16 protein-coding genes are annotated in these 12,775 nt (G+C 64.2%); 9 read left to right on the forward strand and 7 right to left on the reverse strand.

Annotated features, from left to right (window positions below; all coding sequences use genetic code 11):
• Positions 1-139: 139 nt before the first annotated feature.
• The 4 genes from cysS to IG169_RS07720 form a co-directional block, all read right to left on the reverse strand.
• Positions 140-1,711 (reverse strand): cysteine--tRNA ligase, encoded by a 1,572-nt coding sequence (gene cysS, locus IG169_RS07705; protein ID WP_193175596.1) that lies wholly within the window; start codon positions 1,709-1,711, stop codon positions 140-142.
• Between the two features lie 277 nt (positions 1,712-1,988).
• On the reverse strand, positions 1,989-2,600 hold the full coding sequence (locus tag IG169_RS07710; protein ID WP_428982241.1) for a LysE/ArgO family amino acid transporter: 612 nt from the start codon (positions 2,598-2,600) through the stop codon (positions 1,989-1,991).
• 23 nt (positions 2,601-2,623) lie between these two features.
• Entirely contained in the window at positions 2,624-3,415 is a 792-nt protein-coding gene (locus IG169_RS07715) for an SOS response-associated peptidase (RefSeq protein WP_193175598.1), read from the reverse strand.
• Positions 3,415-3,981, reverse strand: coding sequence for a DUF2799 domain-containing protein (locus tag IG169_RS07720; RefSeq protein ID WP_193175599.1), 567 nt, complete (start codon positions 3,979-3,981; stop codon positions 3,415-3,417). The genes IG169_RS07715 and IG169_RS07720 overlap by 1 nt, the downstream gene beginning before the upstream one ends.
• Before the next feature lie 71 nt (positions 3,982-4,052).
• On the opposite strand from IG169_RS07720, the gene IG169_RS07725 reads away from it, so the two are divergent.
• From IG169_RS07725 to IG169_RS07745, 5 genes are all read left to right on the forward strand, one after another.
• Positions 4,053-4,478 (forward strand): NUDIX hydrolase, encoded by a 426-nt coding sequence (locus IG169_RS07725; protein WP_193175600.1) that lies wholly within the window; start codon positions 4,053-4,055, stop codon positions 4,476-4,478.
• Positions 4,479-4,605: 127 nt separating this feature from the next.
• A complete protein-coding gene (locus IG169_RS07730; RefSeq protein ID WP_193175601.1) occupies positions 4,606-4,971 on the forward strand; it encodes a TIGR02301 family protein in 366 nt (121 codons plus the stop codon).
• A 131-nt stretch (positions 4,972-5,102) separates the two neighbouring features.
• On the forward strand, positions 5,103-5,360 hold the full coding sequence (locus IG169_RS07735) for a hypothetical protein (RefSeq protein ID WP_193175602.1): 258 nt from the start codon (positions 5,103-5,105) through the stop codon (positions 5,358-5,360).
• Between the two features lie 31 nt (positions 5,361-5,391).
• Entirely contained in the window at positions 5,392-6,126 is a 735-nt protein-coding gene (locus IG169_RS07740) for a hypothetical protein (RefSeq protein WP_193175603.1), read from the forward strand.
• A gap of 76 nt (positions 6,127-6,202) precedes the next feature.
• Positions 6,203-6,640 (forward strand): hypothetical protein, encoded by a 438-nt coding sequence (locus IG169_RS07745; protein WP_193175604.1) that lies wholly within the window; start codon positions 6,203-6,205, stop codon positions 6,638-6,640.
• Here IG169_RS07745 and IG169_RS07750 read toward each other — a convergent pair.
• A complete protein-coding gene (locus IG169_RS07750; RefSeq protein WP_193175605.1) occupies positions 6,614-7,945 on the reverse strand; it encodes a dihydroorotase in 1,332 nt (443 codons plus the stop codon). The genes IG169_RS07745 and IG169_RS07750 overlap by 27 nt on opposite strands.
• Positions 7,946-8,029: 84 nt before the next feature.
• On the opposite strand from IG169_RS07750, the gene ygfZ reads away from it, so the two are divergent.
• From ygfZ to IG169_RS07765, 3 genes are read left to right on the forward strand one after another with little or no spacing between them, the layout of a single operon-like run.
• Positions 8,030-8,887 carry a CAF17-like 4Fe-4S cluster assembly/insertion protein YgfZ gene (ygfZ, locus tag IG169_RS07755; RefSeq protein WP_193175606.1) on the forward strand — a complete coding sequence of 286 codons (858 nt, stop codon included), beginning with the start codon at positions 8,030-8,032 and terminating at the stop codon, positions 8,885-8,887.
• Positions 8,888-8,889: 2 nt separating this feature from the next.
• Positions 8,890-9,528, forward strand: coding sequence for an HD domain-containing protein (locus IG169_RS07760; RefSeq protein ID WP_193175607.1), 639 nt, complete (start codon positions 8,890-8,892; stop codon positions 9,526-9,528).
• 2 nt (positions 9,529-9,530) lie between these two features.
• The gene (locus IG169_RS07765; RefSeq protein WP_193175608.1) at positions 9,531-10,058 is read left to right on the forward strand and encodes a tyrosine phosphatase family protein; all 528 of its coding nucleotides are present in this window, start codon (positions 9,531-9,533) and stop codon (positions 10,056-10,058) included.
• Here IG169_RS07765 and IG169_RS07770 read toward each other — a convergent pair.
• Positions 10,055-11,221 carry an alkane 1-monooxygenase gene (locus tag IG169_RS07770; protein WP_193175609.1) on the reverse strand — a complete coding sequence of 389 codons (1,167 nt, stop codon included), beginning with the start codon at positions 11,219-11,221 and terminating at the stop codon, positions 10,055-10,057. The two genes, IG169_RS07765 and IG169_RS07770, sit on opposite strands and share 4 nt — an antisense overlap.
• Positions 11,222-11,328: 107 nt before the next feature.
• Positions 11,329-11,748, reverse strand: a complete 420-nt coding sequence (locus IG169_RS07775; RefSeq protein ID WP_193175610.1) for an acyl-CoA thioesterase — start codon at positions 11,746-11,748, stop codon at positions 11,329-11,331.
• A 155-nt stretch (positions 11,749-11,903) separates the two neighbouring features.
• Here IG169_RS07775 and IG169_RS07780 point away from each other — a divergent pair, with 155 nt between their 5' ends.
• A complete protein-coding gene (locus IG169_RS07780) occupies positions 11,904-12,773 on the forward strand; it encodes a mechanosensitive ion channel family protein (RefSeq protein ID WP_193175611.1) in 870 nt (289 codons plus the stop codon).
• Positions 12,774-12,775: the final 2 nt, after the last annotated feature.

Below are 12,775 nucleotides of genomic sequence, written 5' to 3' on the forward strand. Positions count from 1 at the left end.
TCCAAAAGGTTTTTCGTTTGTCGCTTCGCGACGACCCCCACCCTTCATCCCTCCCCACAAGGAGGAGGGAAGACGCCGGCACCATCGCCTGCGCCTGGCACATCGCAGCGAGCAGATGTTCCGGAGCGCGGCGGCCGGCCTAGCGTTTCACTTCCCAGGTCGTGACGCGTTCGCCGGTTTCGGGGTCTTTCGAATCCTTTAGCTGGATTCCTTCAGAAAGCAGTTCATCGCGGATGCGGTCGGCCTCGGCCCAGTTCTTGTCGGCGATGAAGGCAAGGCGCTCGTCGATCGACCCTTGAACTTTCTCCGCGTCAATTCCAAGACTCGCAAGGGCGTTCTCTTTTAGGAAATCGCCCAACTTTCGACGTACGGACGCCATGTCCGGAAAGCCGCCCGCTCGCGCATACTCATCGTCAGTAAGATCATATCTTTGCTGCACGAAGTCCAATGAGCATCCGATAAACGAGATGTCAGCAGCGAATTGCGCCCGCGTAGTTTTTTCCCCACGGGCAGCACTCTCTGATCTGGACAGGAACGCAATCGCACCCGGTGTATCGAGGTCATTGGCCAATAAAGAAACGAGCTCTGGGCTTGGAGACCGTTTTACAGCTGACAAATCGAGATCGGAGATTATTGACCACCAAGTTTCGGCTTTTGCCTCCGCCTCCTCCAGCCGCCTGACGCTGAAATCGATGGGCTCGCGATAATGCGTCATCAGCATGGCGAGGCGCAGCACCTCGCCCGGCCATTTGCGTCCGCCGAAATTCTCAGTGTGCATCAATTCGTGAATGGTGAAGAAATTGCCCTCCGACTTGGACATCTTCCTGCCCTCGACCTGCAGGAAGCCGTTGTGCATCCAGACATTGGCCATGCGCGTCGTTCCGTGCGCGCAGCAGGACTGGGCTATCTCGTTTTCGTGATGCGGGAAGATCAGGTCGAGCCCGCCGCCATGGATGTCGAAGACCTTGCCCAGGTGATACTCGCTCATCACCGAGCACTCGATGTGCCAGCCGGGACGGCCGTGGATCGTTACCTCGCCCTCCGGCGTCCCGAACTTGCCGTCCCAGCCGGGCTCGTCGGGGTCGGACTCCTTCCACAGCACGAAATCGGCCGGGTTCTTCTTATGCGCCTCGACCGCGATGCGCGCCCCTGCCTGCTGCTCGTCGAGATTGCGCTTCGACAGGCCGCCATAGGCCGGCATCGAGGTGACGTCGAACAGCACCTCCCTGCCCTCGTTCCCCTTGGCGACATAAGCATGGCCGCGCGCGATCAGCGTGCGGATCATGGCGATCATGCCGTCGATGTGCTCGGTGGCGCGCGGCTGGAACGTCGGTTCGAGGCAACCGAGTTCGGTGACGTCTTCGAGATACTGCGCAAGCGTCTTCTCGGTGACGGCGCGGATCGCCGCGTTGAGGCTCATGCGGCCGGCATCGATCTCATCGCCATAGTCGCGCAGCGCACGCGCGTTGATCTTGTCATCGACGTCGGTGATGTTGCGCACATAGGTGACGTGATCCGGCCCGTAGATGTGGCGGAGCAGCCGGAACAGCACGTCGAAGACGATCGCCGGGCGCGCATTGCCGATATGGGCGAAGTCGTAGACCGTCGGGCCGCAGACATACATGCGCACATTGTTCGCATCGATCGGCACGAACGGCTCTTTCCGCCGTGTCAGCGTATTGTAGAGGGTCAGGACGGGTTTATCGGTCATCGCGCGGCTCTCTTCGTCATCGCGCCTGTCCATTGCAAGGCTTCGGGCCAAAGGCAACCCATTCGTGCCCCGCAGATTGCTCTCCCGCATGCGTTGTCATCAATCAATCCCAATTTTCGCATAAATGCGCGGCGATCAAAATGCCGTCCCGCGTTATGATAGCTTACCTTGCGAAAGGTAGGCCCCGGGCGTTGTCTGGCGGACGGTTTCTTCACCGTCGGCCAGGCCAGCAATCCATGAACCGCGGACCAGGGGGATTGGGCGGTTGAGCCCGGGGCTAGTTCATTGCCCGCGCCGCCAGGCTGAAGGCGAGTGCGTACATCACGCCGGCGATCGCCAGATCGAGGACGCGCCAGGCCGCGGGTTTGGCAAACAGCGGCTGCAGCAGCCTGGCACCATATCCGAGCGCGAAGAACCAGACGAAGGATGCGGCGACGGCGCCGGCGCCGAACACGGCGCGCGCCATGCCCGCATAGCCCGCCGAAATGCCGCCGACGAGGACGACCGTGTCCAGATAGACATGCGGGTTGAGGAAGGTGAAGGAAAGGCAGGTCGCCACCGCGCTTGCGAGCGAGGTCCGGCCGTCTCTTGCCGCCTTCAGCGCGGACGGCTTCCATGCCCGCGCCAGCGCGATCGTGCCGTAGATCGCCAGAAAGGCGGCGCCCGCCCAGGTCACCAGACGGATCGCGGTTTCGCTGGCCGCGACCAGGGACCCGAAACCGCCGACACCGGCCGCGATCAGCGCCGCATCCGACAGCGAGCAGATCAGGCACAGGACGAAGACATGCTCGCGCAACAATCCCTGGCGCAGGATGAAGGCGTTCTGCGCGCCGATGGCGATAATCAGCGACGCGCCGAGAAAGAAGCCGGACGCACCGGCGGTGAGAATCGGTGAAACGAACATGGGACGGTTCAGAACAGCTTCATCTGGCCGCCCTCGGGCGATTTGCCGGGCGATTCTTCGGTGGCGTCCGGTTTAGCCGTATCGCCGGGCACGGCAAAGCCCTTCGGCTCGACGCGGTCCTGCACGTCAGGCGTCGTGTTGGCAACCTTGTTGACCTTGTCTGAGACCGGAATGGCCTCGAAGAAGCCGTCCGGCGCGGGCGCGAGCAGATCCCTGACGTCGCGCGGCTCCAGGGTGCGGCAATCGAGCCAGCGGGCAAAATCCTCCGGCATGATCGTCACGGGCATGCGGTCATGAATGAAGGCGATGGCGGGCGACGATGCCGTGGTCAGGATCGCCGCGGTGTCGAGTTCGCTGCCATCGGTCGACATCCAGGTTTCCGCCAATCCGCCGAAGGCGATGACGCCGCCATCCGCCGGCCGGATCCAGTAGGCCTGCGACCGGCCGGTCGCCTTGTCGCGCTTCCATTCATAGAAGCCGGAGGCCGGGATGAGCGCCCGGCGGTGGCGCATGGCGGCGCGGAACGACGCCTTTTCCGCCGCCGTCTCCGAACGCGCGTTGATCAGCAGCGGGAAATCCTTCGGATCCTTGACCCAGGAGGGCAGCAGACCCCAGCGCGCCAGATGCGCCTCGCGGTCGGGCCGGTTCGAACCCGGTTCGCGCGGCGGCGCGGCGGTGACCGTCAGGATCGGCTGCGTCGGCGCGATGTTGTAGCGCGGCGGAAACGCCTCCAGCCCGTCGAGCGCGAAGAAGGCCTCCACCTCCTCGGGCGACTGCAGCAATGAGAAGCGCCCGCACATCAGCCGTTGGACTGCAGCCGGAGCCGATAGAAATCGGCTGCCCGATCGGCATCGTTGAGACGGTTCTGCGCGGAGAACAATTCGTTGCGCTTCAGTTCGACTTTCAGTTGCGCGAGAGACCGGTTTTCCGGCGCCGCCCTAGCCACTTCAGTGATTGCGTCGTCGAGCTCGCGCTGGATGCGATCGCGTTCGATGCGCGCCGACCAGACTTGGTGGCCGGTGTCGTAGGCCTCGCGGAAGGAAACCGCCAGATCGGCGGGGCACGAGTTGGCATAGGACGAACCGCGACGGCCGACTTCGAGCCCGTTATAGGGCGTGCAGTAACGGCGGATCCCCTCCTGCCAGCCCGACCGCCAGGCCGGGACATCGACCGGAATGCCGTATTTCGTGCAGGCCTCCTGATGGCGGGCGACATAGTCCTGCGCGCGCCCGGCGGCCCCGTCCGTGCCACCCAAGGTCCGCCAGTCGGTGACCGAACACTGGTCCTCGTTCAGCGTCTGGCAGTTCGACAGCGCCAGCGCCGCGCCAATGACGAGCGTAACCACCGTCAAATGTTTCACATTCATCCCTCTGGTCCCCTCAACGTCGACAGGCTGCAATGCTACAAGCGAACCGCAGCAGGACCGCGACGAGCATTATGACGAAGCCAAAACCTACACCCCTTATCGCCGTATCGGTGGCGGCGCGAAACCCCGAAACCGGGGAATTCCTGTTGGTACTGCGCGGCCGGCCGCCGGCAAAGGACCTGTGGGCGTTTCCGGGCGGACGGCTGGATTTCGGCGAAACACTGGAACAGGCGGTGCGGCGCGAACTTTTCGAAGAAACCGGACTCGAGGCGCGTGACGTCTGTTTTCACACCCTGCTGGAAATCATCGGCAACGACAGCGGGGACGAGCCGCCGCATCATTTCGTGCTCGCCGTTCATCGCGCGACCGTCTCGGGCGATCCGGACGCCGGCGACGACGCGGCTGAAGCGGGATGGTTTTCGCTTGCCGACATGGCTTCGCTCGATATCACCGAGACGACGCTTGCGGTGGCGCGCGAGATCGCGGCCGCGACCTGAAGCGAACACCGCAAGGGCTTTGCGGGCCGCCGCAAAATCGGCTAACACGCAAGCCGAACCGAACGGCCCGGCAAACAGGGCCGCGAACCGCTGGAGGCGGCCGGACTTGTCCAGAGGAAAGGCAAATTTGCACGCGATCGCCGTGATCGCGACGATCCTTCTCCCCGCCGCGTCTGCGGCGCAGGGCGCTTCCAACGTGCCCTACGACGCCAAACTCACCAGGCTTGCCGAAGTCCTCGGCTCGATCCACTACCTGCGCAATCTGTGCGGTGAGGAATCGAACCAGTGGCGCGATCAGATGCAGCAGCTGCTGACGATCGAAAATCCGGAACCGTTGCGGCGCGCCCGGCTGATCGCGAGTTTCAACCGCGGCTATCGCACTTTCGACAGCGTCTACACCACCTGCACGGACCAGGCGCTCGAGGCCGCGGGGCACTACATGGCCGAGGGCGTAAACCTGACGCGGGAAATCAACAGCCGCTACGGCGAATAAGAAAACGTGAAGCGGCCTTAATCTTTCGTTAACGGTTTTCCCCGTTGCCGCTTTTGTTTCGCGGAGCGGTGCTGATATGTTAACAGCGTGTAAATGCAGTGTACCAAAATGGCGTGATCCAATTGAGCACGATGAATGTAACGATAAACGAGATGGATGAGATCATCGAGCGCGAGAAACGGATCGCGGCGCTGGAGTTCCACAGCGAAGCGTGGGCCGACGGCGCAATGGAGGGGATCGAATCCGACATCCTCGCCGATGCGGCGATCGCCACCGCGCTCGAAGAGATGATCCGCGCCCATGGCGAGGACGCCGCGCTTGCGCTGGTCGACACGCTGCGCGAACGCATCCTGTGCGGAGAGTTCACGCCGGACCGAATTGTTCAGTAAGAGATTTCGAAAAGCGCCCCCGGGGGATGAAATGACGGTGCGTGCCAGACGGTCAGTCGGATGTTTTCAGCCGCGCCGTTGTCCCGGCCCGCTCGCGTCACTGTTCCGTTTCGCCCTGACCGCCGCGCTTTTCTCCGCCATGGCCCTGCCGCAATCCGCGCTCGCGCAGGACTCCGGCGACACGACCGGCCCGGGGCCCAGCCTGGTGCCGTTGCCGGAACCGTTCCAGCGGCCGATCGCGCAGGATCCGGAAAATCCGCTCGCCGTGCCCGGCGGCGCCGGCACCATCCAGACCGCGGAACCGGTCATCGGCGGCAAGGTCGAGGACCTGCCGGCGCCCGTGCAAGAGATGCGCGAAATGATCATGAAGGCCGCGCGCGACGCCGATTACGAGGCGCTCAGGCCGCTGATCGGTGTCGGCGCGAACACGACCCAGCTTTCGCTCGGCGGCTATGACGGCGATCCGATCGAATATATCCGCGCGCTTTCGGGCGACCCGGAGGGATACGAGATTCTTGCCATCCTGCTGGAAGTGATGGAGGCCGGTTACGCGATCTACGATCCCGGCACGCCGAACGAGATGTTCGTCTGGCCCTATTTCGTCGCGACCTCGCTCGACGACCTGACGCCGAAACAGCGCGTGGAGCTGTTCAAGCTCGTCACCGCGGGCGACTACGAGGACATGCGCTCCTTCGGCGCCTATGTCTTCTACCGCGTCGGGATCACGCCCGACGGACGCTGGCGCTTCTTCGTCGCCGGCGACTGAGTTCAGTGCCGCAGGTCTTGGATTCCGGCGGATCCATCCCGATATGTAACCCAGGCGGACCATGCGGGGAGTGACCATGACCAGCCAGACGCAGATTTACCGGCCGGTTGCCGAAGGCACAGCCTTGGGTGGACTATCGCGCGGTGCGCTGTTGCGCCGTCTCATCATCTTTCAGGTCAAACTGTTCGCCGACGGCTTGCGCGATTTCGTGCTGAGCCCGGTTTCCTTTGTCGTGGCGGCTTTCGGCATCCTGTTCGGCGGGCGCAATCCGCACGGGCTGTTCGACCGGTTGATGGACGCCGGTCACATCACCGACAACTGGATCGACCTGTTCGGCCATCATGCGCGCGAGGGCGACCGGCCGAGCCTGGAACGGATGATCGACGAGGTCGAAAAGGCGCTGCGCGCCGATCACGCGCGCGGCGGCGTAACGGCCGAAGCCGAAAAGCGTCTCAGGACGCTTGCCGAGGAACTGCGCCGGCGTGCTTCAGGCGGGCAGAGCTTCGGAGAATAGAACCGGTTCGCCCGTCGCGGGCGTGACGATTTCCGCCTCCCACATCACCCGCCTGCCGCGAATGACGGTGCCGACCGGCCAGCCGGTGACTTGCCTGCCGTCATAGGGTGTCCAGCCCGCTTTCGATCCGGCCTGTTCGTTGCGGATGGTTTCGCGCCGCTTCATGTCGACGATGGTGAAATCGGCGTCATAGCCGGCGGCGATACGGCCCTTGCGGGCCATGCCGAAGATGCGGTTCGGGCCGTGCGAGGACATGTCGACGAAGCGCTCCAGCGTCAGTTTCCCGGCATTGACGTGATCGAGCATGATCGGCACCAGCGTCTGGACGCCGGTCATGCCGGAGGGGGACGCTGGATAGGGTTTCGCCTTCTCGTCGAGCGTATGCGGCGCATGGTCGGAGCCAAGCACGTCGATGACGCCCTGGGCGACGCCGTGCCAGATGCCGTCGCGGTGGCGCGGCGCGCGCACCGGCGGGTTCATCTGGATCAACGTACCGAGACGGGCGTAATCGTCCGCCGTCAGCGTCAGGTGGTGCGGCGTCGCCTCGGCGGTCGCGACATCCTTGTGCTGCTGGAGGAAGGCGATCTCCTCGGCCGTCGAGATATGCAGGACATGGATCCGGGCGCGGGTCTCGCGGGCGATGCGCACCAGACGTTCCGTGCACATCATGGCCGCGACCTCGTCGCGCCAGACCGGATGCGAGGACGGATCGTCCTCGACGCGGAGCCCCGCCCGCTCGCGCAGCCGGTATTCGTCCTCGGAATGGAACGCGGCGCGGCGACGCGTGTTGCGCAGAACCGAGGCGACGCCCTCGTCGTCCTCGACGAGCAGGCTTCCGGTCGACGATCCCATGAAGACCTTGATGCCCGCAGCACCCGGCAGGCGCTCCAGTTCACCGACGATATCGGCGTTTTCGCGCGTACCGCCGACCCAGAAGGCGAAATCGCAATGCATGCGGTGCGTCGCGCGGGCAACCTTGTCGGCAAGCGCTTCCTCGCTGGTCGTCAGCGGATTGGTGTTGGGCATCTCGAAGACGGCGGTGACGCCGCCAAGCACCGCGGCGCGCGATCCGGTCTCCAGATCTTCCTTGTGCTCGAGGCCAGGCTCGCGGAAATGGACCTGGCTGTCGACGACGCCCGGCAGCACATGCAGGCCGGTGCAATCGATCACCTCGCCGGCATCGGCGCCGGACAGCGCGCCGATAAATGCGATGCGACCGTCGCGCACGCCGATATCGCGGCGGCCCTGACCGTCGTGATTGACCACGGTTCCGTTCTTCAGGATGAGATCGAAAGTTTCATTCATGCCAGTCCGTCCCTTGCCGCGCCGTTGCGCCGGGATTACGTAGCACTCACCCCGAAAGCAAGCGCGCGAAGCGAATCTGGTGCCATGCCCGTTCATTTTCCATCCGGCCGAAGCCTGATTTCCGTCACCGGCGAGGACGCGGAACATTTTCTGCAGAATCTCGTCACCTGCGACGTGACGACGATTCCCGTCGACATGGCCCGCGCCGGGGCGCTGCTGACGCCGCAGGGCAAGATCATGTTCGATTTCCTGGTCTTCCGGGACGGCGCGGGCGGATTTTTGATCGACATCCGCTCCAACCTCGCCGGCGATTTCACGCGCCGGCTGACCATGTACAAGCTGCGCGCCAAGGTCGAAATTGCCGAGTCGGAAGAATCGCTTGCGGCAATATCCTGGCAAAAAGATTCAATGCCGGCGGGCGGCCGAACCATCGCCGACAGCCGGTTCCCCGACGATCTCCGCGTGTTGCGCCATTACGGCGAGGCGCCTGCCGGCGAGGATGACGCGCAAGGCTGGACGGCGCTGCGCATCGCGCATGGCGTTGCCGAAAGCGGCCCGGATTTCGAGCCGGGCGACGCCTTCCCGCACGACATTTCCTATGACCAGAACAGCGGCGTCGATTTCCGCAAGGGCTGCTATGTCGGCCAGGAAGTCGTTTCGCGCATGCAGCACCGCGGCACGGCGCGCCGTCGTCTTGCGATCGCGGCCGGCGAAGCGCCCCTGCCCCAGCCCGGAACGCCGCTCGAAGCGGGCGGCAAGACCGTCGGCGCGCTCGGCAGCGTGTCCGGCGGCCAGGCGCTCGCGCTGGTGCGTCTCGACCGGGCAAAAGATGCCATGGACGCCGGCCAGCCGATCACGGCCGCCGGACAGACCGTCACCTTGTCGCTGCCGGACAATGTCGGCTATCGCTGGCCGGAGGAAGCCGGCCATGAGGGAGACTGACCATGCCTGACCGCGAGGGCGCGCCGTCGCGCGCATGGCAGCGCATGCTATCCGGCCGCCGGCTCGACCTGCTCGATCCTTCGCCGCTCGACATCGAGATCTCTGACATCGCGCACGGGATCGCGCGCGTGGCGCGCTGGAACGGCCAGACCGGCGGCGACCACGCCTACTCAGTGGCGCAGCATTCGCTCCTCGTCGAGGAAATCGTGGCCCGGATCGTTCCGTCCTGCACGGCACAGCTTCGCCTCGCGGCGCTGCTGCACGACGCGCCGGAATATGTGATCGGCGACATGATCTCGCCCTTCAAGAAGGTGCTCGGCGGAAACTACAAGGCCGTGGAATCCCGCCTCGAGGCCGCGATCCACATCCGTTTCGGCCTGCCGCCGCATCCCTCGAAAGCGATGCATGCGCAGATCAAGCGCGCCGACCAGATTTCCGCATTTTTCGAGGCTACGCTTCTTGCCGGCTTCTCGGAGAAGGAAGCCGTCACCTATTTCGGACGACCGCGCGGCTTTTCGCCCGACGGGCTCGACCTGACGCCGCTTCCGGCGTCCGAGGTGCAGGAGATGTTCCTCGCCCGCTTCGCCGAAGTCGAAGCCGATTTCGAGGCGGAACGCGCGCCGCGCAAAAGGAAAGCCTGACCATGCCGTATATCGTCGTCTGCCCGCTCGCCCATATCCATGCCACCGCCGCCTCGACCGGAGCGAAGCGGATGCTGACCGTCATCAATGCGGGAACGCCGGTGGAACGTCCGCAGGAGATCGCCGAGGAGCAGCATCTGTTCCTCGGCTTCAACGACATCGCGATGCCGATGGAAGGCATGACGCTGCCGGGCGAGGAACATGTGCGCGCGATCCTCGATTTCGGCCGGGACTGGGACCAGGCGGACCCGATGATCGTGCATTGTTTTGCCGGCATCTCGCGCTCGACGGCTTCGGCCTACATGATCGCGCTGGCGCTCAATCCGGAGCTCGATGAACGCGAACTGGCGCATGATTTGCGCTGGCGCGCGCCGTCGGCGACGCCCAATCCGAAGCTGATCGAGATCGCCGACGCGGTGCTCGGCCGGCAGGGCCGCATGGTCGACGCGATCCGGTCGATCGGACGCGGCGAGGACGCCTTCGAGGGGGTGCCGTTCCGGCTGTCGCTGACGCCGGGCAGCGACGACTAGCTGGCGAATTTCGCCGCATACCGGCTTTCGAGACCGGGCATGACATTAGCGTTTTCGAGCTTTCCGCCGGCCCAGCGCATCACCTTCGGGTCCATCACCATGCGCCACAGCGGCGGAATCGCGGCCAGCATGAAGCAGCCGGGATAGCCGCTCGGCAGGCGCGGCAATTCATCGAAATTGCGCAATGCCTGATAGGGCCGCATCGGATTGGCGTGATGGTCGGAATGGCGCTGCAGGTGAAACAGCATCAGGTTCGACACGATGTGGTTGGTATTCCAGGAATGGCGCGGTGCGCAGGGCTCGTAGCGTCCGTCGGCGCGCCTCTGCCGCTTCAGGCCGTAATGTTCGACATAGTTGGCCTGCGTCAGCTGCAGCCAGCCGAAGACGTGGTGGATCACCAGGAACGGCACCACCGCCCAGCCGAACAGCGCAGTCAGCATAACCGCGGCGGCGAGCGTGATCGCATAGCCCTGCAGGATGTCGTTACGCCAATGCCAGAACGGAAAACCCTTCTTCTGCAGCCGCGCCCGCTCCAGCGCCCAGCCGCGCACCGCCGCGCCCGGGATTTCGCGCAATGCGAAGCGGAAGACGCTTTCGCCGAGTCGCGCCGAGGCCGGGTCGTCCGGCGTCGCGACATGGAGATGATGGCCGCGATTGTGCTCGATGCAGAAATGGCTGTAGGCGGTCAGCGCGCAGGCCAGTTTGGCGCCGAACCGGTCGAGCGCATTCGCCTTGTGGCCGAGTTCATGGCCGACGGTGAGCCCGCCGCCGGACACCGCTCCGGCGCCGAACGCCATGAGAAGATACGCCCAGACAGGCAGGTCCAGCGAGGCCGCGACCGCGGCGCTGGCAAGGAAACTGAACCAGAGCACCGGCACGGAGACGAAGAGCAGGAAGCGGTAGTAGCCGTCATTCGACAGTTCCTCGACGACCTCCTCCGGCGGGTTGTTGGTATCCTCGCCGAACAGGAAATCGAGTGCCGGCACCAGGCCGAAGATGAACAATAGCGGGAATGCCGCCCAGAACAGGTTTCCGGTGTGCCAGAGCAGGAGCGCGGAAACGCCGGGTATGCCCGGCGACAGGACCGAGAGCCACCACAAATACCGTTTGGTGTCGCGATAGCGGATTTCGCCGCCATCCTTGCTTGCCGCAACGAAAATCATCGCGCTTCCTCCCCCCGGCGCCATTCCGTTTTCGGGAAAGCCGGGACCTCGTCCCAGTATCCCGCGAAGCGGGTAATCCGGCAAGTTACGGGCGGAAAGAGGGAGCGTTATCCCGCACGCAGGCGTTCGGCTTTCTCGCGGATGTCGTCGGGGATCGGCGCGGCTTTCCGGGTTTCGAGATCGAGCAGCACACAGCGAAACAGCGCCTCGAACGAAAGTACCTCCTGTTCGGCCCGGTAGAGGCGGTGCCGGAAAAGCATCGACTTGTTGCCGATCTCCTCGACGGCGGTGCGCATCGCGATCACCTCGCCGGCGAGCACCTCGGAGCGGAAGTCGGCTTCGGTGTGCACGACGGCGAAGGACATCCTCTTCCCGCCGGTGATGTTGCTCAGCCCGAGACCGAGCGTGGTTTGAAGCGAGAACATTGCGTCGCTGCAGGCGGCGAAATACCGGGATACGTTCATATGGCCGAGAATATCGCACTCGCTCGGGTCGACGGCTTTTCTGTACGTTTCGACAAAGGACATGCAAACCTCGTTTTTCCCAATGACCGGCGCGCAGAAAACCATAGCGCAGGCCGGCGACCAAGCCGGGAGGGATACAAACGAAAACTTGGGGAACCAAAGCGGGCGGATATGCGTAGTATCCGGTGTGTTCAATTTAACAGGCAAAGGGGGTCCGAATGGAGAATACCGACCAGATCGTGAAAGGCGCGGTGGGCAGCGTCAACGACGCGGCCGGCGTCATATGGGACGCGGCCAGCCGCCTTATCATCGAATACGCCTTCTCCGTCATCGGCGCGCTGCTGATCCTGGTCATCGGCTTCATCGTCGCCGGCATCGTGCGGCACTGGGTTTATACGGCCCTGAAACGGCTGCGCAACAGCGACGAGACGCTGAACCTGTTCATCGCCAAGGGCGCGCGCTACACGGTCCTCATCCTCGTTTTCGTGATGGTGCTGACGCAGTTCGGCGTCCAGACCGCGTCGATCATCGCGGCGCTGGGCGCCGCCGGCCTCGCCATCGGCCTCGCGCTGCAGGGAACACTGCAGAACATCGCGGCCGGGATCATGCTTCTGTTCCTGCGGCCGTTCCAGGTCGGCGACTATGTCGAGACCAGCAACGCCAAGGGCGTGGTCAAGGAAATCGGCCTCTTCGCGACGGAGTTCGAGACGCTGGACGGGCTTTACCTGCTCGCGCCGAATTCCGATGTCTGGGGCAGCACGGTGACGAATTTCTCGCGCAAGCCGAAGCGGCGTTTCGATCTCGTCGTCGGCATCGCATACAAGGACGACATCGACAAGGCGTTTGCGGCCTTCGAGGCGTTGGCCCGCGACCACGACAAGGTGCTCGCCGATCCGGAACCGTTCATCTACGTGTCCAATCTCGGCGACAGCGCGGTCGAGGTCACCTGCCGCGTCTGGATCGCCACGCCGGACTGGTGGACGACGTCACGCGACCTGATCAGGCTCGCCAAGCAGCGTTTCGACGCCGAGGGGCTTTCGATCCCCTTCCCGCAGCGCGACGTGCATCTCTACGAGGTGACCGCGTAAGG

Origin of the sequence: Oricola nitratireducens (genome assembly GCF_014904745.1) — a bacterium.
GTDB lineage: Bacteria > Pseudomonadota > Alphaproteobacteria > Rhizobiales > Rhizobiaceae > Oricola > Oricola nitratireducens.

Excerpts from the sequence above, each read along its gene's own strand:
- IG169_RS07725 (WP_193175600.1), top strand. The coding sequence starts at position 4,053 with ATGACGAAGCCAAAACCTACACCCCTTATCGCCGTATCGGTGGCGGCG.
- IG169_RS07735 (WP_193175602.1), top strand. The coding sequence starts at position 5,103 with ATGAATGTAACGATAAACGAGATGGATGAGATCATCGAGCGCGAGAAA.
- IG169_RS07715 (WP_193175598.1), bottom strand. The coding sequence starts at position 3,415 with ATGTGCGGGCGCTTCTCATTGCTGCAGTCGCCCGAGGAGGTGGAGGCC.
- IG169_RS07740 (WP_193175603.1), top strand. The coding sequence starts at position 5,392 with ATGACGGTGCGTGCCAGACGGTCAGTCGGATGTTTTCAGCCGCGCCGT.
- cysS (WP_193175596.1), bottom strand. The coding sequence starts at position 1,711 with ATGACCGATAAACCCGTCCTGACCCTCTACAATACGCTGACACGGCGG.
- IG169_RS07780 (WP_193175611.1), top strand. The coding sequence starts at position 11,904 with ATGGAGAATACCGACCAGATCGTGAAAGGCGCGGTGGGCAGCGTCAAC.
- IG169_RS07765 (WP_193175608.1), top strand. The coding sequence starts at position 9,531 with ATGCCGTATATCGTCGTCTGCCCGCTCGCCCATATCCATGCCACCGCC.
- ygfZ (WP_193175606.1), top strand. The coding sequence starts at position 8,030 with ATGCCCGTTCATTTTCCATCCGGCCGAAGCCTGATTTCCGTCACCGGC.
- IG169_RS07745 (WP_193175604.1), top strand. The coding sequence starts at position 6,203 with ATGACCAGCCAGACGCAGATTTACCGGCCGGTTGCCGAAGGCACAGCC.
- IG169_RS07770 (WP_193175609.1), bottom strand. The coding sequence starts at position 11,221 with ATGATTTTCGTTGCGGCAAGCAAGGATGGCGGCGAAATCCGCTATCGC.
- IG169_RS07750 (WP_193175605.1), bottom strand. The coding sequence starts at position 7,945 with ATGAATGAAACTTTCGATCTCATCCTGAAGAACGGAACCGTGGTCAAT.
- IG169_RS07775 (WP_193175610.1), bottom strand. The coding sequence starts at position 11,748 with ATGTCCTTTGTCGAAACGTACAGAAAAGCCGTCGACCCGAGCGAGTGC.
- IG169_RS07760 (WP_193175607.1), top strand. The coding sequence starts at position 8,890 with ATGCCTGACCGCGAGGGCGCGCCGTCGCGCGCATGGCAGCGCATGCTA.
- IG169_RS07720 (WP_193175599.1), bottom strand. The coding sequence starts at position 3,981 with ATGAATGTGAAACATTTGACGGTGGTTACGCTCGTCATTGGCGCGGCG.